Origin of the sequence: Nocardioides sp. CCNWLW239, from assembly GCF_037137035.1 — a bacterium.
Classification (GTDB): Bacteria; Actinomycetota; Actinomycetes; order Propionibacteriales; family Nocardioidaceae; genus Nocardioides.
The window spans coordinates 21,647-38,954 of record NZ_JBBBNW010000004.1 but is presented as its reverse complement, the minus strand read 5'-3'; the positions used below and the strand labels follow the sequence as shown (position 1 = coordinate 38,954).

21 protein-coding genes are annotated in these 17,308 nt (G+C 69.5%); 14 read left to right on the top strand and 7 right to left on the bottom strand.

The annotated features are described in order from the left end of the window. The first annotated feature begins 11 nt into the window (after positions 1 to 11). The 4 genes from WBG06_RS17165 to WBG06_RS17150 all read left to right on the top strand — a co-directional run bounded on the left by WBG06_RS17165 (position 12) and on the right by WBG06_RS17150 (position 4,153). Positions 12 to 956, top strand: a complete 945-nt coding sequence (locus WBG06_RS17165) for a glycerophosphodiester phosphodiesterase (protein WP_336738138.1) — start codon at positions 12 to 14, stop codon at positions 954 to 956. Positions 957 to 963: 7 nt separating this feature from the next. Continuing rightward, a complete protein-coding gene (locus tag WBG06_RS17160; protein WP_336738137.1) occupies positions 964 to 2,124 on the top strand; it encodes a glycerophosphodiester phosphodiesterase in 1,161 nt (386 codons plus the stop codon). A gap of 107 nt (positions 2,125 to 2,231) precedes the next feature. After that, positions 2,232 to 2,999 carry an SDR family NAD(P)-dependent oxidoreductase gene (locus WBG06_RS17155; protein WP_336738136.1) on the top strand — a complete coding sequence of 256 codons (768 nt, stop codon included), beginning with the start codon at positions 2,232 to 2,234 and terminating at the stop codon, positions 2,997 to 2,999. A gap of 110 nt (positions 3,000 to 3,109) precedes the next feature. Continuing rightward, positions 3,110 to 4,153, top strand: coding sequence for a DUF3048 domain-containing protein (locus tag WBG06_RS17150; protein ID WP_336738135.1), 1,044 nt, complete (start codon positions 3,110 to 3,112; stop codon positions 4,151 to 4,153). Positions 4,154 to 4,191: 38 nt separating this feature from the next. Here the strand turns inward: WBG06_RS17150 and WBG06_RS17145 are convergent, their stop codons facing one another. Next, on the bottom strand, positions 4,192 to 4,881 hold the full coding sequence (locus WBG06_RS17145) for a TetR/AcrR family transcriptional regulator (protein WP_336738134.1): 690 nt from the start codon (positions 4,879 to 4,881) through the stop codon (positions 4,192 to 4,194). Between the two features lie 125 nt (positions 4,882 to 5,006). Here WBG06_RS17145 and WBG06_RS17140 point away from each other — a divergent pair, with 125 nt between their 5' ends. The 5 genes from WBG06_RS17140 (at position 5,007) to WBG06_RS17120 (ending at position 9,013) form a co-directional block, all read left to right on the top strand. Continuing rightward, positions 5,007 to 5,540: a hypothetical protein gene (locus WBG06_RS17140; RefSeq protein WP_336738133.1), complete on the top strand. Its 534-nt coding sequence runs from the start codon at positions 5,007 to 5,009 to the stop codon at positions 5,538 to 5,540. 65 nt (positions 5,541 to 5,605) lie between these two features. Beyond that, complete coding sequence (locus WBG06_RS17135; RefSeq protein WP_336738132.1) at positions 5,606 to 6,172, top strand: YqgE/AlgH family protein; 567 nt, start codon at positions 5,606 to 5,608, stop codon at positions 6,170 to 6,172. 23 nt (positions 6,173 to 6,195) lie between these two features. Next, on the top strand, positions 6,196 to 6,474 hold the full coding sequence (locus WBG06_RS17130; protein ID WP_091049166.1) for a DUF3039 domain-containing protein: 279 nt from the start codon (positions 6,196 to 6,198) through the stop codon (positions 6,472 to 6,474). Next, positions 6,471 to 8,258 (top strand): DEAD/DEAH box helicase, encoded by a 1,788-nt coding sequence (locus WBG06_RS17125; protein WP_336738129.1) that lies wholly within the window; start codon positions 6,471 to 6,473, stop codon positions 8,256 to 8,258. Before WBG06_RS17130 ends, WBG06_RS17125 begins: the two co-directional genes overlap by 4 nt. Continuing rightward, a complete protein-coding gene (locus WBG06_RS17120; protein ID WP_336738128.1) occupies positions 8,255 to 9,013 on the top strand; it encodes a copper homeostasis protein CutC in 759 nt (252 codons plus the stop codon). The genes WBG06_RS17125 and WBG06_RS17120 overlap by 4 nt, the downstream gene beginning before the upstream one ends. Here WBG06_RS17120 and WBG06_RS17115 read toward each other — a convergent pair. After that, entirely contained in the window at positions 9,010 to 9,480 is a 471-nt protein-coding gene (locus WBG06_RS17115; protein WP_336738127.1) for a MarR family winged helix-turn-helix transcriptional regulator, read from the bottom strand. The genes WBG06_RS17120 and WBG06_RS17115 overlap by 4 nt on opposite strands. Before the next feature lie 57 nt (positions 9,481 to 9,537). Between WBG06_RS17115 and WBG06_RS17110 the strand changes: the two genes are divergently transcribed. Beyond that, the gene (locus WBG06_RS17110) at positions 9,538 to 10,077 is read left to right on the top strand and encodes a DUF1697 domain-containing protein (RefSeq protein ID WP_336738125.1); all 540 of its coding nucleotides are present in this window, start codon (positions 9,538 to 9,540) and stop codon (positions 10,075 to 10,077) included. Between the two features lie 166 nt (positions 10,078 to 10,243). On the opposite strand, the gene WBG06_RS17105 is transcribed toward WBG06_RS17110, so the two are convergent. The 3 genes from WBG06_RS17105 to WBG06_RS17095 form a co-directional block, all read right to left on the bottom strand. Further along, positions 10,244 to 11,488 carry an MFS transporter gene (locus WBG06_RS17105; protein ID WP_336738124.1) on the bottom strand — a complete coding sequence of 415 codons (1,245 nt, stop codon included), beginning with the start codon at positions 11,486 to 11,488 and terminating at the stop codon, positions 10,244 to 10,246. Between the two features lie 55 nt (positions 11,489 to 11,543). After that, positions 11,544 to 12,128 (bottom strand): nicotinamidase, encoded by a 585-nt coding sequence (locus tag WBG06_RS17100; RefSeq protein WP_442945478.1) that lies wholly within the window; start codon positions 12,126 to 12,128, stop codon positions 11,544 to 11,546. 121 nt (positions 12,129 to 12,249) lie between these two features. Then, entirely contained in the window at positions 12,250 to 13,542 is a 1,293-nt protein-coding gene (locus WBG06_RS17095; protein ID WP_336738122.1) for a nicotinate phosphoribosyltransferase, read from the bottom strand. A gap of 26 nt (positions 13,543 to 13,568) precedes the next feature. Between WBG06_RS17095 and clpS the strand changes: the two genes are divergently transcribed. The 4 genes from clpS (at position 13,569) to WBG06_RS17075 (ending at position 15,274) form a co-directional block, all read left to right on the top strand. After that, positions 13,569 to 13,862 carry an ATP-dependent Clp protease adapter ClpS gene (clpS, locus tag WBG06_RS17090; protein WP_336738120.1) on the top strand — a complete coding sequence of 98 codons (294 nt, stop codon included), beginning with the start codon at positions 13,569 to 13,571 and terminating at the stop codon, positions 13,860 to 13,862. Continuing rightward, positions 13,862 to 14,452 (top strand): DUF2017 domain-containing protein, encoded by a 591-nt coding sequence (locus WBG06_RS17085; RefSeq protein WP_336738118.1) that lies wholly within the window; start codon positions 13,862 to 13,864, stop codon positions 14,450 to 14,452. Before clpS ends, WBG06_RS17085 begins: the two co-directional genes overlap by 1 nt. Positions 14,453 to 14,537: 85 nt before the next feature. Next, the gene (locus WBG06_RS17080) at positions 14,538 to 14,966 is read left to right on the top strand and encodes a M67 family metallopeptidase (RefSeq protein WP_336738117.1); all 429 of its coding nucleotides are present in this window, start codon (positions 14,538 to 14,540) and stop codon (positions 14,964 to 14,966) included. A gap of 32 nt (positions 14,967 to 14,998) precedes the next feature. Next, positions 14,999 to 15,274: a MoaD family protein gene (locus tag WBG06_RS17075; RefSeq protein WP_008358635.1), complete on the top strand. Its 276-nt coding sequence runs from the start codon at positions 14,999 to 15,001 to the stop codon at positions 15,272 to 15,274. A gap of 105 nt (positions 15,275 to 15,379) precedes the next feature. Here WBG06_RS17075 and WBG06_RS17070 read toward each other — a convergent pair whose 3' ends face one another. Both WBG06_RS17070 and WBG06_RS17065 read right to left on the bottom strand, forming a co-directional pair. Next, positions 15,380 to 16,003, bottom strand: coding sequence for a response regulator transcription factor (locus WBG06_RS17070; RefSeq protein ID WP_336738110.1), 624 nt, complete (start codon positions 16,001 to 16,003; stop codon positions 15,380 to 15,382). An 81-nt stretch (positions 16,004 to 16,084) separates the two neighbouring features. Then, positions 16,085 to 17,299 carry a sensor histidine kinase gene (locus WBG06_RS17065; RefSeq protein WP_336738109.1) on the bottom strand — a complete coding sequence of 405 codons (1,215 nt, stop codon included), beginning with the start codon at positions 17,297 to 17,299 and terminating at the stop codon, positions 16,085 to 16,087. Between the last annotated feature and the right edge of the window lie 9 nt (positions 17,300 to 17,308).

Here is a 17,308-nt window from a genome sequence, read left to right as displayed (position 1 = left end):
GGGAGTGCGCAATGTCGCTGACGTCCGTCGCGTCCAAGACCTTCACCTCAACCCTGGCCGGCGTGGCGCTGGCCGCAGGCACGATGCTCGTCCCGGTGGCGGTCAACGCCGTCGAGGCCCATCGGGCCGACCACATCACCGTGACCGCGCACCGCGGGGCGAGCGCGTACGCCCCGGAGAACACGCTCGCCGCGTTCAGGGTGGGCATCGAGCAGGGAGCAGACTGGATCGAGTCGGACGTGCAGGCCACCGAGGACGGCGAGCTTGTGCTGATGCACGACACGACCTTGTCGCGTACGACCGACGTCGAGCAGCGCTTCCCCGGCCGCTCGCCATGGCGGGTCAAGGACTTCACGCTCGCCGAGATCAAGACCCTGGACGCCGGATCGTGGTTCGGTGAGGAGTACGCCGGCGAGCCGGTGCCCACGCTGAGGGAGATGGTCGAGCAGGTGCGGCCCTCGCGGTCCGGGATCCTGATGGAGCTCAAGTCGCCCGGGCTCTACCCGGGCATCGAGAAGAAGGTCGCGGCCGAGTTCGACGCCTTCCCCGGCTACGTACGTTCCGCGGTCGCCGCGAACCGGCTGGTCGTGCAGAGCTTCGACTTCGGGTCCATGAAGACCTACAAGAGCGTCCAGCCCGAGGTGCCGGTCGGCCTGCTGGGCACCCCCGCGTACGCCGACCTGGACAGCTACACCTGGGCCGACCAGATCAATCCCCACCACGGCTCGTTCGACGCCGGCTACGTCGCCCGCGTACACGCCCTGGGGATGGAGATCCACTCCTGGACGGTCGACGACGCCGCCACGATGAGTGCCGTCCTGGACCGCGGCGTCGACGGGATCATCACCAACAAGCCCGACGTGCTGCAGGACGTGATCGCGGGACGACGGGCTTCGACAGATCGTCACGCGGCGTTCACCACACACCGGGCCCAGGGACTTCCAGGGCTAGTGTGATCACGCCATGAACACGCCGAACCCCACTCGCCTGCGTAGTCTCACGGTGGCCGCCGCTGCGGCGCTCGCCGCCGGGACAGTCCTGGTCTCGACCCCTGCCTCCACGGCGGCCACCGCCACGTCCGCCACCTCCGCCGTCCAGGCGGGCAAGCACACGGTCGCCGAGCCGATCGTCTTCGGTCACCGTGGCGCCTCGGGCTACCGGCCGGAGCACACCCTCGCGGCCTACGACCTGGCCATCGAGCAGGGTGCCGACTACATCGAGCCCGACGTGGTCTCGACCAAGGACGGCGTGCTCGTCGCCCGTCACGAGAACGAGATCTCCGGCACCACCGATGTCGCCACCCGCCCCGAGTTCGCGGACCGGAAGACGACCAAGACGATCGACGGCAAGGCGCTGACCGGCTGGTTCACCGAGGACTTCACCCTCGCCGAGCTGAAGACGCTGCGCGCCGTGGAGCGCATCCCGGGCGACCGCCCTGCCAACACCGCCTACAACGGTCACTACCAGGTGCCGACCCTCGACGAGGTGCTCGACCTGGTCGATGCCAAGGAGGCCGAGACCGGACGTACGATCGGCGTGGCCCCGGAGACGAAGCACCCGACGTACTTCGACTCCATCGGCCTCTCGCTGGAGGAGCCGCTCGTGAAGAGCCTGAAGAGCCACGGCCTCGGCGGCAAGCGCGCTGCGGCGGTGATCCAGTCGTTCGAGGTCAGCAACCTCAAGGACCTCAATCGGATGATCGGCACCCAGCTGGTGCAGCTGATCGACTTCGGCGGGGCTCCGTACGACCAGGTCGTCGCCGGGACCGGGGTGACCAACGACTTCCTGGTCACCGACAAGGGCCTGCGCAGCATCCGGAAGTACGCCGACCAGGTGGCGCCCTACAAGTACTACTTCATCCCGCGCGACGCGGACGGCACCCTCGGTGAGCCCACCGACCTCGCCGACCGTGCCGAGCGTGCCGGGCTGCCGACCGTCATCTGGACCATGCGCGCCGAGAACAAGAACCTGCCCGCCGAGTGCCGCATCGGCACCGACCCGATCGCGATCGGCGACCTGGCCTGCGAGGTCGGGCCCTACCTCGACGCCGGTGTCGACGCGTTCTTCACCGACCACCCCGACCTGGGTGTGTCCACGCGCGACGCCTGGGTGGCGAACCGGTAGAACCTACCAATCAGTAGACACCTCGCGACATCACGTACGGCCCTCGCTACAGTCGGCGGGGGCCGCACGTGTTCGTGGGCCTCGTCACAACCAAAGGAGTTTGAGTCATGGGTCGTTTCGACGGACGCGTCGCAGTCATCACCGGTGCAGCGCGCGGGATCGGTTTCGGAGTCGCCACGCGTTTCGCCGAGGAGGGTGCCTCGGTCGCGATCATCGACCTCGACGAGGCCGCCGCTGCTGAGGCGGCCGCCAAGCTGCCGCTGGTGGACGGTGCCACGTCGGTCGGCATCGGCGCCAACGTCGCGAAGGCTGAGGACACCGAGGCCGCTGTCGCCCGCGTCGTCGAGGAGCTCGGCGGCCTGCACATCCTGATGAACAACGCCGGGATCACCCGCGACAACCTGCTCTTCAAGATGACCGAGGACGACTGGGACTTGGTCATGAACGTCCACCTCAAGGGCCACTTCCTGATGTCGAAGGCGGCGCAGGCGGTCTTCGTGAAGCAGAAGTACGGCAAGATCATCAATGTCTCCTCCACCTCGGCCACCGGCAACCGCGGCCAGGCCAACTACTCCGCGGCGAAGGCCGGTGTGCAGGGCTTCACCCGCACCCTCGCGCTCGAACTGGGCCCGTTCGGCGTCAACGTGAACGCCATCGCGCCGGGGTTCATCGCCACCGAGATGACCGACCAGACCGCCGCTCGCCTCGGTCTCGACGTCGACGAGTTCCGCAAGCTCTCCGCCGACGCCAACCCGGTGAAGCGTGTCGGCGAGCCCGCCGACATCGCCGCGGCCGCGGCTTTCCTGGCCAGCGACGAGGCCTCCTACATCACCGGTCAGACCCTCTACGTCGACGGCGGCGCGACGGTCGCCTGATCTGGTCATAGGAGGAACCCCGGGCGAGCCGCTGTTGGATGCAACGATTACCGTCTGACACTCGTCAAGGTAGATGAGCCGATGCAGGCCGATGCAGATGGAGATCGATGATGCGCACGTCCCGCCCGGGGTTCCTGCTGCGAGCGACGGCGACGCTCGCCGCCGCCGGACTGGTCCTGACCGGCTGTGGCTCCTCGGAGGAGAAGCCGAAGGAGACGAAGCCGTCGCCGTCGGCGCCGGCTGAGCCCGACCACGAGCCGCTGACCGGTGCGGAGCTCCCCGAGGGCCAGACCGCTGCGCGCAAGCACCCCGCCTACATCGTCAAGATCGACAACACCGCGGCCAGCGCCCCGCAATACGGGCTCGCCAAGGCGGACATGGTCGTCCAGGAGCTGGTCGAGGGCGGCGTGACGCGGTTGGCCGTGGCCTACTACTCCCAGCTCCCGAAGGAAGCCGGGCCGGTCCGCTCGATGCGGGCGACCGACGCCGGCATCGCCGCCCCGATCGATGCCAAGATCATGACCAGCGGTGCCGCGCCCTACACCTACGCCCAGCTGAAGAAGCACGACGTGGAGTGGATCGACATGTCCACGCCCTACGTCGTACGTGACACCAGCAAGCCCCACGACTACCTGCACAGCGTCGTTGCCAAGGTGGTGAAGGCCGGCAGGGCGGCCGCCAAGGAAGGCGCCGCGAAGCGGCCCGCCGACTTCATGCCGTGGGGCGACGCGACCACGAAGCTGGCTGGTGGCAAGCCCGCCAAGGCCGTCGACGTGAAGTTCTCCCAGGCTCGCACCGACAACTGGGTCTTCCGGGGCGGCAAGTACCGTCTGAAGAACAACTACATGGGCAAGAGCGGCCAGTTCCTCGCCGACACCGTCCTCGTCGCCCAGACGAGGACCACCATCGCGCCCTACAAGGATCCGGGCGGCGCGATCGTGCCGGTCTCCCACTTCACCGGCCGAGGCAAGGCGTGGATCCTGCGTGACGGCCAGATCGTCGAGGCGACCTGGGTGAAGAAGGGCGAGAAGGGCGCGGTCACGTTCACCGACGCGAACGGTGCCGCGATCGAGGTCCCGCCGGGCAAGGTGTGGCTGGACCTGATCCCCCAGGGCAACGGCCAGGTCGAGCCCGGCGGCGTGACGGTCAAGTAGCGCAGAGATGGCGCGGGCGGCCCCGCCCGCGCCATCTCTCAGCGCATGTCCTCGACCTTGACGCCCTGCTGCGCCAGGGTCTGGACCCCGGTGAGCAGGTAGGTCACGGCCAATTCGATCCGCTCGGCGGCGTCCTCGGGGTTGCTGGCCTCGGTGACGGACTCGCCGGCGGCCGACATGGCCCCGAAGAAGAGCCGGGCGAAGGTGGCGACCATCTCGTCGTCGACGGTGCGGTCGCCGGCGCGCAGGACCGCGGCGACGATGTCCTCGACGACGGTGAACGTGGAGCGCTCCTCCTGCTCGCGGTAGCGCTGGTAGCCGAGGACCGCAGGGCCCTCCTGCACGACGATCCGGCGGTAGGTGGGCTGCTGGACGGCCTCCAGGAACGTACGCAGGCCGGCGCGCGCCTGCTCCCAGGGGTCCTTCGCCTCGCGCATGGCGGCGTCGATGCTCTGCGCAGTGGCGGCCTCGACCTTCTCGAAGACGACCTCGTAGAGCGCCTGCTTGCCGCTGAAGTGGTGGTAGAGCGCGCCCTTGGTGACCTCCGCTCCGGCCACGATGGCGTCCAGGGAGGTGCTCGCGTAGCCGTGCTCGGTGAAGAGCTTCTCGGCGACCTCGACGAGCGACTTCTTGGTCGAGGCGGAGAACTGCTGCCTCCGGGACATCCCCGGCACGGACGGCAGCGGGGGAACCTTGGGGACGAGCTTGCTCACGGACGACTTTGCCACCCGCCCACTCTAACGGCCGTGTTCGGAATCACCGTCCCAGGTATTGGCCATACCGTTGGTACGTCCAATACTGTAGGTACGTACTCACGGTATGTGAGTGTCCACCATCCGCAAGGAGCCGACACATGAGCTGGACCAGCCACCACCGGCGCGGGGAGATCCTCCGCAGCGTGGTCGCCGCCGTCGACGAGCGTCGAGACGGCCTGCTGCCCATGGATCTTCCCGGCGTCACCGAGACCTTCACCGACGAGCTCGACCTGCTCGCCGCCCTGCAGCTGCGCTGGCACACCCGCCTGTCCGGCCGCATCGAGACCGAGCTCGCCAGTCAGCCCATGGACCTCGAAGCCGCCGTCGTGCAGGCCTGGCACGGTGCCGCCGACGATCTGCCCGGAATCCGGGCGGTCCTCGACCGCTACCAGGCGCTTCCGGTCGATGAGGCGATGGCTGTCGCGCTGGCCAAGGCGCAGGCCAAGGAGCACCTCACCCTCGCCGTCATGGCGGGCAAGGGAGCATTCGCCGACGCCGAGTGCGTCCAGATCGGCTCGATGATCGAACTGCGTGCCCGCGCCGAGTACGAACCGGCCGTCGCGGTCCCCGAACGCGGGCCCTTCGCCGGCCTCGTCGACAGGTTCCGGTCGGTCCGTTCGCCGGCCGCCTGAGGCTCGTCCCCGGTCCGGAATCGATGTTGCGGTCGATGTGACCCGGGTGATGCGATCATGGCGTCATGACCGAGCGGAACGACGTACGCGCCGGGCGGCTGCTGGTTGCCACCCCGGAGCTTCGTGACCCCAGCTTCGTCGACACCGTGGTGCTGCTGATCGAGGTCAACGACGACGGTGCCCTGGGTGTCGTGCTGAACCGGCCCTCGCCGGTGCCGGTCGACGAGGTGCTGCATCCGTGGGCGACCTCCGTCGCCGACCCCGATGTCCTCTTCCAAGGCGGCCCGGTGAGCAAGGACTCTGCGATCGCGGTCGCGCTCCTGGTGGACTCCGACGACCCGCCGCTGGGCTTTCGCCCGGTGGTCGGGCGCCTCGGGCTGCTCGATCTCGACACCCCCGTCGAGCTGGTCGACGGCACGCTCTCGCGGCTGCGGATCTTCGCCGGCTATGCCGGCTGGGGCGCGGCTCAGCTCCAGGGTGAGGTGGAAGAGGGTTCCTGGTTCGTCGTCGACAGCGAGCCCTATGACGCCTTCCATGACGACGTGAGCTCGATGTGGGCCGCGGTGCTCCGGCGTCAGCCCGGTGAGCTGGCTTTCCACGCCACGCGCCCTCCCGACCCCGGCCTCAACTGAAGCACCCTAGTAAGGTTGTCCGCATGGGCATCCTGGGATTCGGCACGAAAGAAGCCGTCAAGGAACGGGAGGACATCCGCGAGCAGGACGTCCCCACCGAGGAGGGTGACCACGACCGCTACTCCCACTACGTGGAGAAGGACAAGCTGACCGAGGCGATGGTCATGGGCACTCCCGTGGTCGCGCTGTGCGGCAAGGTGTGGGTGCCGAGCCGCGACGGGTCCAAGTTCCCGGTCTGCCCCGACTGCAAAGAGATCTTCGAGGGGATGCCGCCGGGCGGTGGCGAGGGCGACGACGAGTGAGCGGCGCCGACCTTCCCGGCGCTCTCACACCCGCGTGGCCGAACAAGGCTGCCTGGGGCACTGCGCCCAAGCTTCGTGCTTGGCAGCAGGAGGCGCTGAACGCCTATCTCACCGACCATCCCCGTGACTTCCTCGCCGTCGCGACCCCTGGTGCTGGGAAGACGACCTTCGCGCTGACGGTCGCTGCCGAGCTGCTCGGGCGCCGCTTGGTGGATCGGGTCACCATCGTCGCGCCCACCGAGCACCTCAAGGTCCAGTGGGCCGAGGCGGCGGCGCGGGCCGGCATCCCGATCGACCCGACCTACTCCGCGGGCCAGGGCAAGACCTCGGCCGACTACGTCGGGATCGCTGTGACGTACGCGGGGGTGGCGGTCAACCCGCTCGCGATGCGGATCCGCACGGAGCGGTTCAAGACGCTGGTCATCCTCGACGAGGTGCACCACGCCGGCGACGCGCTGTCCTGGGGAGACGGGATCCGCGAGGCCTTCGAGCCGGCCGCGAGACGGCTGGCGCTGACCGGTACACCCTTCCGCTCCGACACCAACCCGATCCCGTTCGTGACCTACGCGCCCGGCGAGGACGGCATCCCGCGCTCGGCGGCCGACTACACCTACGGCTACGCCGAGGCTCTGCGCGACCACGTCGTCCGCCCGGTGCTCTTCATGGCCTACTCGGGACAGATGCAGTGGCGCACCCGTGCCGGTGACGAGATCGCCGCCCACCTCGGCGAGCCGCTGACCAAGGACCTGACCTCGCAGGCGCTGCGGACCGCGCTCGACCCGAACGGATCCTGGATCCCGTCGGTGCTGGCCGCCGCCGACAAGCGCTTGACCGAGGTGCGCCGCCACGTACCGGACGCGGGCGGCCTGGTCATCGCCACCGATCAGGACTCGGCACGCTCCTACGCCAAGACCTTGAAGAGCATCACCGGGCAGAGTGCCACCGTCGTGCTCTCCGACGAGAAGGCCGGCTCGAAGAAGATCGCGAAGTTCTCCGAGTCCGACGACCGTTGGATGGTCGCGGTCCGGATGGTCTCCGAGGGCGTCGACGTGCCCCGGCTGGCGGTCGGGGTCTACGCGACCACCACCTCCACACCGCTCTTCTTCGCGCAGGCGGTCGGCCGCTTCGTACGTGCCCGCACCCGGGGCGAGACCGCCTCCGTGTTCCTGCCGTCGGTCCCCAACCTGCTCGGCTTCGCCTCCGAGCTCGAGCTGCAGCGTGACCACGTGCTCGGCAAGAAGGTCACCAGCGAGGACGACATCTTCGCCGCCGAGGACGCGCTGATGGCAGCGGCCAACGCCGAGGAAGGCGCCTCGGAGGAGGAGCTCGGAGCCTGGGAGGCCATGGGCTCGGAGGCGCGCTTCGACCGGGTGCTCTTCGACGGTGGCGAGTTCGGTCACTCCGGCGAGGTGCATGTGGGCTCCGAGGAGGAGATGGACTTCCTCGGCATCCCAGGGCTCCTCGACGCCGACCAGATGAAGACCCTGCTCCAGCAGCGGCAGAGCGACCGGGCGAGGAAGCAGAAGTCGGCCGCGGGCTCTGCCCCGGTGGCTGCCGACGAGCCGGTCGCCGCGGTCGCGGCCCACGAGCAGCTCGCCGTGCTCCGACGCGAGCTCAACGGCCTGGTCGCCGCCTGGCACCACCGCACCAAGACACCCCACGGCGTCACCCACAACCGGCTCCGCAAGGAGTGCGGCGGCCCGCCGGCGGCGGTCGCCAACGCCGAGCAGCTGCGCGAGCGGATCGACACCCTGCGTGACTGGGCGGCCCGGGGTTCGGCGTGATCTCGGCCGGACGGCGGAAGACGGCTGTCGAGATCGCGGTGACCTCGGTCGACGGAGTTCGCGCCGCGCGAGCAGCCGGCGCGACCCGGGTCGAGCTCTGCGCCGCGCTCGAGGTCGGCGGTGTCACCCCGTCCCAGGGACTGGTCGATGCAGTCCTCGACGAGGTCGGCGGCGTCGATGCCGCCGACGGCTGGCAGGGCGTTCACGTGCTCGTCCGGCCGCGGCCGGGCGGGTTCGGCTACTCGCTCGAGGAGCGCTACCTCCTGCAGCGCGAGGTCGAGACCGTCCTGGAGGCCGGCGCCGACGGGATCGTGGTCGGTGCTCTCACCCCGCACGGTGAGCCCGACGTGGACCTGGTCCGGGAGCTGGCGGATGCCGCCGCTGCGTACGAGGCGACGGTGACGTTCCACCGGGCGATCGACCTCAGCGCCGACCCGGTCGCGGCCGTCCGGGCGCTGGGAGGCGTGGTCGACCGGGTCCTGACCTCGGGTGGTGCGCAGACCGCGGCGGCGGGGAGCGCGACGATCGCCGAGATGGTCGCGGTGGGAGGCCCAGACGTGCTGGCCGGGGGCGGGGTCACGATCGACGCGATCGCGACGCTCGCCGCGCTCGGTGTCGAGGGCGTGCATCTCTCCGCCAAGCGACGGGTCGTCACGACCGACCGGGTGGCGCTGGGCGTGGCCGACGACGGCGGTCACTGGGTGACCGATCCGGCCGTGATCGCGGCCGCGGTCGCTGCGACGACCTCTGCTTAGGCGAGGGACTCGCCCTCGACCAGGTCGCGCAGCACGGAGACGGCGGCCTCGAGGTCGGCCCGGGTGCGGTGGTGCGACTCCAGCCGCTCGGCGATGAGGTGCGAGATGCGCTCGCGTACGTCGGCCAGGTCGGCGCGGCCGGCGTCGGTGAGGGCCACCAGGCTCGCCCGGGCATCGGCGGGGTTGGGCTCCTTGGTGACCAGGCCGGTCTCGACCAGCTGGGCGATCTGGGCCGACATCGTGGGCTGCGAGCAGCCGTCGGCGCGGGCCAGGTCGGTGATGCCGAGCGGACCGATCGCGTCGAGGATGGTGAGGACCCGGACGCTGGCCGGGAGGTCGAGCGCGCGGCGGACCAGGCGCATGAGGCGCGCCGCGTAGACGACGAGATCGCTGGAGAGCTCCAGGGTCGTCGAAGCGGAGCCCGAGGCGGTCGGGGCTGCCGAGGTGAGCAGCTGCTGAGAAGGCATCGATCGGAATCCATGGTCGGGGTTGCGGCGCGGCGGACGGGTGGAGACTATCTGAGAATGACATCGGAGCGGCATACCTGGATCGCGTTCCTGCGCGCCATCAACCTCGGCGCGACCCGGAAGTTCCCGAAGCAGGCGATCATCGCCGCGGTCGTGAGGGCCGGCGGAACGAACGTCGAGACCTACATCAACACGGGCAACGTACGGTTCGACCACCCGGTCGGTGACCGGGTCGAGATGGAGACGATCCTGGAGGAGGCCTTCGCGTCCGACCGCTTCTTCGAGGTGCCGACGATCTGCGTCACGCCGGCCGAGCTGAAGGTGATCGCCAACGACGCCGCGGCGGTCGGTGCGGGGCACGAGGGCAGACAGTTCGTGTTCCTGTGCAAGGAGCACAGCGACTCCGGCTCCCGGGAGGCCCTGGCGGCACGAGCAGGGGAGGGCGAGCGCGTCTACGTCATCGGCCGCGCCGTGCACCTGCTCACCGAGAACTTCCACCAGACGAAGATCACCAACGCCGTCGTGGAGCGACACATCGCGATCAGCACCAACCGCAACCTCAACGTGATCCGCACCCTCGCAGACCGCTGGGGCTAGTGGTGCGTCGTGGAAGTTCCTGAACGGTTGGCGTCGTCAGGGTGTGTGCATGGCAAGGCGGCGTCGCGACGTCATACCGGCGTCTTCCGAGCGGCGCCAACGCGGCCAGGTGCGTGCCATGGCGGCGCGAAGCGCCCAGGAACTTCCGGGACGCGCCACTACTAGCTCAGTGAGCCGGGGCTCCGTTGGGCTCCGGCTCCGGGACGACCACCCGGTTCAGGCGGCGTACGGCCGGACTCAGCAGCGTCGCCAGCGAGATCACCACGAAGGCGATGCCGGCGATGGCGAGCATGTTCTCGATCCCGTAGGCAGCGGCCAGCGGCCCCATCGCCAGCTGGCCGACGGGGATGGCGATGTAGGTCCCGAGCTGGTCGTAGGAGGAGGCCCGGGAGAGCAGGTCGGTGGGCACGTGCTCCTGCATGGACAGCTGCCAGCCGAGGCTGAAGACCTGGACTCCGGCGCCGGAGAGGGCGGCCGCGGGCAGCAGCACCGCCAGGTCGGTGGAGAATCCGAGCGCGGCGATCGGCAGGCCGAACAGGGCCATGCCGATCATGCCGAAGAACAGCGGCCGTTCGAGCCGGATCTTCATCAGCACGATCGTCGCGACGAGCACCCCGATCCCCTGGAAGGTCAGGATCAGGCCCCAGCCACCGGCCCCGAGCGACGACCCCTCGGCCCGCTGCGGGCCGAGGGTGAGCAGCCCGCCCTCGTAGAGTGCGTTGAGCAGGGTCGCGGCGGCGACGCAGAGCCACAGCCAGGTCGTCGAGCGGAAGTAGTCCCATCCCGTGCGCAGGTCGCCGATGACCGATGCCTTGGCGACCGTGCCGGTGAGCTTGACCGGCAGGAGCAGCACCGCCGCGATGATCCAGGTGGCCGCGTCGAGCGCGAGGGCCCAGCCTGCGCCGACGCTGAGGACGAGCAGGCCGGCAGTGCCGGGCCCGGCGACCGCGATGACCGCCCGGGTCAGCGACATCAGCACGTTGGCCTCCTGCAGCATGGTGCGAGGCACCACGAGCGGGATGATCCCCTGCTGAGCGGGCAGTCCGGCGGCGGAGACGATGCCGTTGAGGGCAGAGAGGACGATCAGGTGCCACAGCTCGGCGACGCCGGCGATGACAAGCACGGCCACGACCGCCTGGCTCAGGCCGGAGACCAGGTTGGAGGCGAAGAGGATCCGGGCGCGGCCCATCCGGTCGGCGAGCACGCCGCCGATCAGCATGAAGACGACCATCGGGATCGTGCGCGCGGCGAGGACGGCCCCGATCGCGATCGGGGCGTCGCTCACCTCCAGGACCGCGAAGGCGAGGGCGACGGGCGCCATGAAGTTGCCGACCAGGTTGATCGAGCGGGATGCGAAGAACCACCGGAAGTGGGGTTCGCGAAGTGGGGCTGTCGCCGAGATCCGAGCCATTCGAGAGAGAATAGACCGTCAGGGGATTCCTATCTGCAGAAAATTCCCTTTTCTGTCACGAGACCGTTACTCCGGCTGCCTGCATCTCCTCGAGGGCTGCCGCGGTGCTCGCCGTTGCCACTCCGGCGGTCAGATCGGAGAGCAGCGTGGTGCGGAAACCGGCTGCACGTGCGTCGAGCGCGGTGGCACGTACGCAGTAGTCGGTCGCCAGGCCGCACACGTCGACCTCCTCGACACCGTGGGCACGGAGCCAGTCGATCAGCGTGGCGCCGCCGGTGGCCGTGCCCTCGAAGCCGGAGTAGGCCGCTGCATACTCGCCCTTGCGGAAGATCTCGTCGAAGGTGACCGGGTCCAGGTTGGGGTGGAACGCCTCGCCGTCGGTGCCGACCACGCAGTGCGCCGGCCACGAGTCCACGTAGTCCGGCGGGTTGCCGAAGTGGTCGCCCGGGTCGATGTGGTGGTCCTTGGTCGCCACCACCAGCCCGTACGTCGGCTCCGGCTGCTTGCTCGCGGCCCGCTCGCGCAGCAGCTGACCGATGTCGTAGGCCACCCGGGCCCCGCCGTCGACCGGCAGGGACCCGCCCTCGCAGAAGTCGTTCTGTACGTCGACCACGATCAGTGCACGCGTCATGCTCGCCAGCGTAGACGGTGACGGTTCGTCTAGGTATGCAGCCGAACCGTCACATCCCCAGCGGAGTTCCACGTGGGGTGTGACGGTAGATCTGCATACCTAGACGAACATCCGGCCGGGCGGCGTGCGATCAGATGAACTGGGTGGGGATCGCGGGATCGCCCTTGAGGAGCGAGTGGGCGATGACGGGGAGCTCGGCGACGGAGGCCCGGTGGCGGTCGCGGGCCGCGTCGAGGGGCTCGCGACCGACGATCTCGCCCTTGCGTACGAGCTGGGTGAGGAGGGGACGGTCGTTGTCGTCACCCTGAGGAGGCGTGCCGATGCCGATCACCTCGGCGTCGGCGACATCCTTGCGGTTGCGGCGGCGCAGGGCGTATTTCCGGCCACCGATCGAGGTCTTCGCGGCGCTCTTCTTCGCGACCGGCTCCAGCTCACCGGTGGCGCCCTCGCGGGCGACCAGCTTGTAGACGAAGCCGGCGGTCGGGTGCCCGGAGCCGGTGACCAGCTGGGTGCCGACGCCGTAGCCGTCGACCGGGGCGGCCGCGAGGCCGGCGATGGCGTACTCGTCCAGGTCGCTGGTGACGATGATCTTCGTCTCGGTGGCGCCGAGGTCGTCGAGCTGGCGGCGTACGTCATGGGCGAGGAGCCCCAGGTCGCCGGAGTCGATCCGCACCGCGCCGAGCTCGGGCCCGGCGATCTCGACCGCCTTCGCCACCGCCTCGGCGATGTCGTAGGTGTCGACCAGCAGCGTGGTGCCCTTGCCGAGCGAGGCGACCTGCGCGCGGAAGGCCTGTTCCTCGGTGTCGTGCAGGAGGGTGAAGGCGTGGGCGGACGTGCCGGTGGTGGGTACGCCGAAGCGGGCGCGCGCGGCGAGGTTGGAGGTCGCGGTGAAGCCGGCCACGTAGGCCGCCCGGGCGGCGGCGATCGCCGCCGACTCGTGGGTGCGCCGCGAGCCCATCTCGATGCACGGGCGCTCGCCGGCCGCCATCGTCATCCGGGAGGCCGCGGTGGCGATGGCCGAGTCGTGGTTGTAGATCGAGAGCAGCACCGTCTCCAGGACGACCGCCTCGGCGAAGCTGGCCTCGACCACGAGCAGCGGCGAGTGCGGGAAGAAGGTCTCGCCCTCGGCGTACCCCCAGACGTCGCCGGTGAACCGGTAGCCGGCCAGCCATTCCAAGGTGGGGCCGTCGACGACGCCCTCCAGGACGGCCAGCTGCTCGGAGTCGAAGCGGAACGCCTCGATGGCGTCGAGCGCCCGGCCGACCCCGGCCACTACGCCGTAGCGCCGCCCGCCGGTCAGGCGGCGGGGGAACAGCTCGAAGACGGCGCGGCGTTCCGCGGTGCCCGCCTTCAGGGCGGCCTGGAGCATGGTCAGCTCGTAGTGATCTGTCAGGAGCGCGGTCGAGTCCGCTGTCGAGTCCACGGGCACATCGTGGCACGATGGGTTGTATGAGCGCGCCTAGCCCTGTGGAGCTCGACGAGCCGGAGGTCGATGACCTCGTCGCCCCGTCGACACCATGGGTGACCATCGTCTGGAACGACCCGGTCAACCTGATGTCGTACGTCACCTTCGTCTTCCAGAAGTACTTCGGCTACTCCAAGAAGAAGTCGGAGAAGCTGATGATGGAGGTGCACAACGACGGCAAGTCGGCCGTCTCCTCCGGGTCGCGCGAGGAGATGGAGCGTGACGTGCAGGCGATGCACGAATACGGGCTCTGGGCGACCCTGGAGAAGCAGGACTGATGGGCGGGTTCAGCTACCACCGCCGCAGCAAGCAGATCATCGCGACCTTCTCCGGGTTCGAGGCCGACCTGCTCCGCTCGCTGGCATCTCAGCTCGTCGAGCTGCTGCGCAACGAGGTCGCCGCGCCGGCCGAGAGCGACGATCCGCTGGAGGCGCTGCTCGACTTCTCGGGTCCGACCACCGAGCCCGAGGACCCGGTGCTGAAGCGGCTTTTCCCGAGTGCCTACGGCGACGACGAGGAGGCGGCCGGCGAGTTCCGGCGGTTCACCGAGGGCGGGCTGCGTGACGGCAAGGCGCGCGCGGCCTCGACGATCATCGACGCGCTCGAGGAGGCCGGGCTCCCGCCCGAGCTCGACGAGGACGGTCTGGTCATCGACGTCGAGCTCTCGATCGCCGACGCCGAGGCGTGGATGCGTTCCTTCACCGACATCCGGCTCGCGCTCGCGACCCGGCTCGGCGTCGAGGAGGGTGACGAGGACTTCTGGGACTCGCTGCCCGAGGATGACCCCGCGGGCCAGGTCTACGGGATCTACCAGTGGGTCGGGATCCTGCAGGAGACCATCGTCGACGCCCTGTGGGCAGCGTCCTGACTACACCATCGCGGCAGGGTGCCGTGACCGTGTCCGGCACCCGGTCACGTACGTCATCGCCGCTCAGCCCGCCTAGGCTGATCCTGTGCTGACCATCGACCAGGCGACGTACGACGCGATCGTCGCCCACGCGAAGCGCGACCATCCCGACGAGGCGTGCGGGATCGTCGCGGGGCCCGAGGGCTCCGACCGGCCCGAGCGGTTCATCGAGATGATCAACGCCGCGGGCTCGCCGACCTTCTACGAGTTCGACTCGACCGATCTGCTCCAGCTCTACAAGGAGATGGACGCGAACGACGAGGAGCCGGTGATCGTCTACCACTCCCACACGGCCACCGAGGCCTACCCCTCGCGCACCGACATCGGCCTCGCGATGGAGCCGAACGCTCACTACGTGCTGGTCAGCACCCGAGAGCACGGCAATGACGACGGCCCGGTCGAGTTCCGGTCGTTCCGGATCGTCGACGGCAACGTCACCGAGGAAGAAATCAGCATCGTCCCGACGTTGTCGTGACGCGCACCACCTACATCTAGGAGAACGAACCCATGGCCATCGAGGTCAAGATCCCGACCATCCTCCGCACCTACACCGCCGGTGAGAAGGCAGTCAGCGCCGAGGGCAAGACCCTGAGCGCGCTCATCGACGACCTCGAGGCGAACCACTCCGGCATCAAGGAGCGCCTCATCGACAACGGCGATCTGCGCCGCTTCGTCAACGTCTACATCAACGACGAGGACGTACGCTTCATCGGCGGTCTCGACGCCGAGCTCAAGGACGGCGACCAGGTCGTCGTGCTTCCCGCGGTCGCCGGCGGCTGCTGAGGCGCGGATGCTCACCGAGGTAACTCGGTGAGCGCTCACTCCCCGCGCGGAGTTCCGTGAAGGGAGTGACTGCTCGCCGAGGTGCCTCGGTCTGCGGACAGCGGTTCACCCCAGAATGCCGCGGTCGTACGCTCGTGCGACCGCGGCTGCTCTGTCTGTGACCCCGAGCTTGTCGAAGATGTGGCCCAGGTGGGTCTTGACCGTCGCCTCGCTGACGAAGAGCGACGCCGCGATCGCGCGGTTGGTGGTGCCGCGGGCGACCAGGGTGAGCACCTCGCGCTCGCGCTGGCTGAGAGTGGCCGAGGGGCCCGGCGTGCGGAGTCTGGAGGCCAGCCGGGTCGCGACCGCGGGAGAGAGGACGGTCTCGCCGGCGGCGGTCGCGCGGACCGCGGCGACGAGCTCCGCGGTCGGGGCGTCCTTGAGGAGATAGCCGGTCGCGCCGGCCTCGATCGCGGCCACGACGTCGGTGTCGGTGTCGAACGTGGTCAGGACGAGGACCCCGACCCGGGCCTCCCGAGCGCGCAATGCCTCGATCACCTGGACGCCACCGGTGCCGGGCATGCGGAGGTCGAGGACGAGCACGTCGGGGTTCAGCTGGGCGGTCAGCGCCAGGGCCTCGGAACCGTCGCCGGCCTGGCCGACGACCTCGAAGCCGCTCTCGGCCTGGAGCGCGGCGGCAACCCCGTCGCGTACGACGGGATGGTCGTCGGCGACCACGATCCTGATCACGGTGCTCCTCTGTTCGTCTCGGTTGTCAGAGTCTCGGTTGTCAGAGCTCGACGCCTCGGCGTCGAGAATCGACTTCTCGGGTCATGCGGCGCCCCGGGCGATGGCGGGGATGCGGGCGGAGACGGCGGTGCCCGTGCCGGGGGAGGCCTCGAGGGTGAAGACGCCGGCCAGGCGTTCGGCGCGGTCGCGCATCACGCCGAGACCGAACGAGCCGGAGCGGCGCGGAGCCGTGGGGTCGAAGCCGGAGCCGTCGTCGCGTACGTCGAGGATGACCTCGGCCTCGTCGAAGGTGAGCGTGACGCCGACCCGCGATGCGTCGGCGTGCTTGGCGACGTTGGCGAGAGCCTCTTGGGTGATCCGGAGCAACGTGGCCTCGACCTCGGAGTGCAGTCCCGTGGGGTCTCCGACGACGACGAAGGAGGCCTCGATGCCGTGATCCTCGCGCCAGCTGGCGACCAGCGTCGCCACGGCGTCGGCGAGGCTCACGTCGGTCAGCTCGGCAGGGGAGAGGTCCTGGACCGATCGCCGAGCCTCGACGAGCGCAGTGCGCGCCATCTCGGTGGCACGGGCCACCCGGCGGCGTACGTCGTCGGCGTCCGCCGAGCCTTCGGCAGCCTGGAGCTGGGCCACGACGCCGGCGAGCGACTGCGCGATGGTGTCGTGGATCTCGCGGGCGAGGCGCTCACGCTCGTCGCGTACGCCGGTCTCCCGGGACTGCGCGAGAAGCCGCTCCTGGAGGCGAGCGTTCTCGGCAAGGGCGTGCTCCAGCCGGGTGATCGTGTCGGCCCGCTCCTGGCTGACGGCGTCGAGGTGCATGCTGTAGCGGGCCATCAGGGTGGCGAGCCCGAAGTTGACGACGAAGAGCACAGGCAGGGCGACGTTCTGCCACGGGCTGTCGTAGGGCGGCGGTCCACCGGTCTGGCCGATGGCCATGATCAGCGAGGTGGCCGCCATCGCGACCCATCTCCCGCGGCCGCGGAAGGACTCGAAGGCGTCCAGGAATCCGATCCAGGCGAAGATGCAGAAGAGCGGATGGATGATGGTGAGTGCCGCGGCCAGCAGGGTGCGACCGATGTAGCCGACCGGATGTGGGCGGCCGTAAACATACATCCATCGCCAGATCCATACGGCGGTCACCGCGACCAGCACTCCGAAGACCACCCGCCAACCGAGCGCGTCGGGCCCCATCTCCGGCATGGTTGCGACGCTGAGCACGGTGGCGAGCACGAGCAGCGCGAAGGGCAGCAGGCGCAGGATGCGCTCCCAGCGCTGCTCGTGCTCGACGGCCGAGGTCATAGGGGGACC

Bases quoted from the DNA above. Each gene is read 5' to 3' on its own strand.
- WBG06_RS17165 (WP_336738138.1), top strand. From the start codon at position 12: ATGTCGCTGACGTCCGTCGCGTCCAAGACCTTCACCTCAACCCTGGCC.
- WBG06_RS17160 (WP_336738137.1), top strand. From the start codon at position 964: ATGAACACGCCGAACCCCACTCGCCTGCGTAGTCTCACGGTGGCCGCC.
- WBG06_RS17155 (WP_336738136.1), top strand. From the start codon at position 2,232: ATGGGTCGTTTCGACGGACGCGTCGCAGTCATCACCGGTGCAGCGCGC.
- WBG06_RS17150 (WP_336738135.1), top strand. From the start codon at position 3,110: ATGCGCACGTCCCGCCCGGGGTTCCTGCTGCGAGCGACGGCGACGCTC.
- WBG06_RS17140 (WP_336738133.1), top strand. From the start codon at position 5,007: ATGAGCTGGACCAGCCACCACCGGCGCGGGGAGATCCTCCGCAGCGTG.
- WBG06_RS17135 (WP_336738132.1), top strand. From the start codon at position 5,606: ATGACCGAGCGGAACGACGTACGCGCCGGGCGGCTGCTGGTTGCCACC.
- WBG06_RS17130 (WP_091049166.1), top strand. From the start codon at position 6,196: ATGGGCATCCTGGGATTCGGCACGAAAGAAGCCGTCAAGGAACGGGAG.
- WBG06_RS17115 (WP_336738127.1), bottom strand. From the start codon at position 9,480: ATGCCTTCTCAGCAGCTGCTCACCTCGGCAGCCCCGACCGCCTCGGGC.
- WBG06_RS17110 (WP_336738125.1), top strand. From the start codon at position 9,538: ATGACATCGGAGCGGCATACCTGGATCGCGTTCCTGCGCGCCATCAAC.
- WBG06_RS17105 (WP_336738124.1), bottom strand. From the start codon at position 11,488: ATGGCTCGGATCTCGGCGACAGCCCCACTTCGCGAACCCCACTTCCGG.
- clpS (WP_336738120.1), top strand. From the start codon at position 13,569: ATGAGCGCGCCTAGCCCTGTGGAGCTCGACGAGCCGGAGGTCGATGAC.
- WBG06_RS17085 (WP_336738118.1), top strand. From the start codon at position 13,862: ATGGGCGGGTTCAGCTACCACCGCCGCAGCAAGCAGATCATCGCGACC.
- WBG06_RS17075 (WP_008358635.1), top strand. From the start codon at position 14,999: ATGGCCATCGAGGTCAAGATCCCGACCATCCTCCGCACCTACACCGCC.
- WBG06_RS17065 (WP_336738109.1), bottom strand. From the start codon at position 17,299: ATGACCTCGGCCGTCGAGCACGAGCAGCGCTGGGAGCGCATCCTGCGC.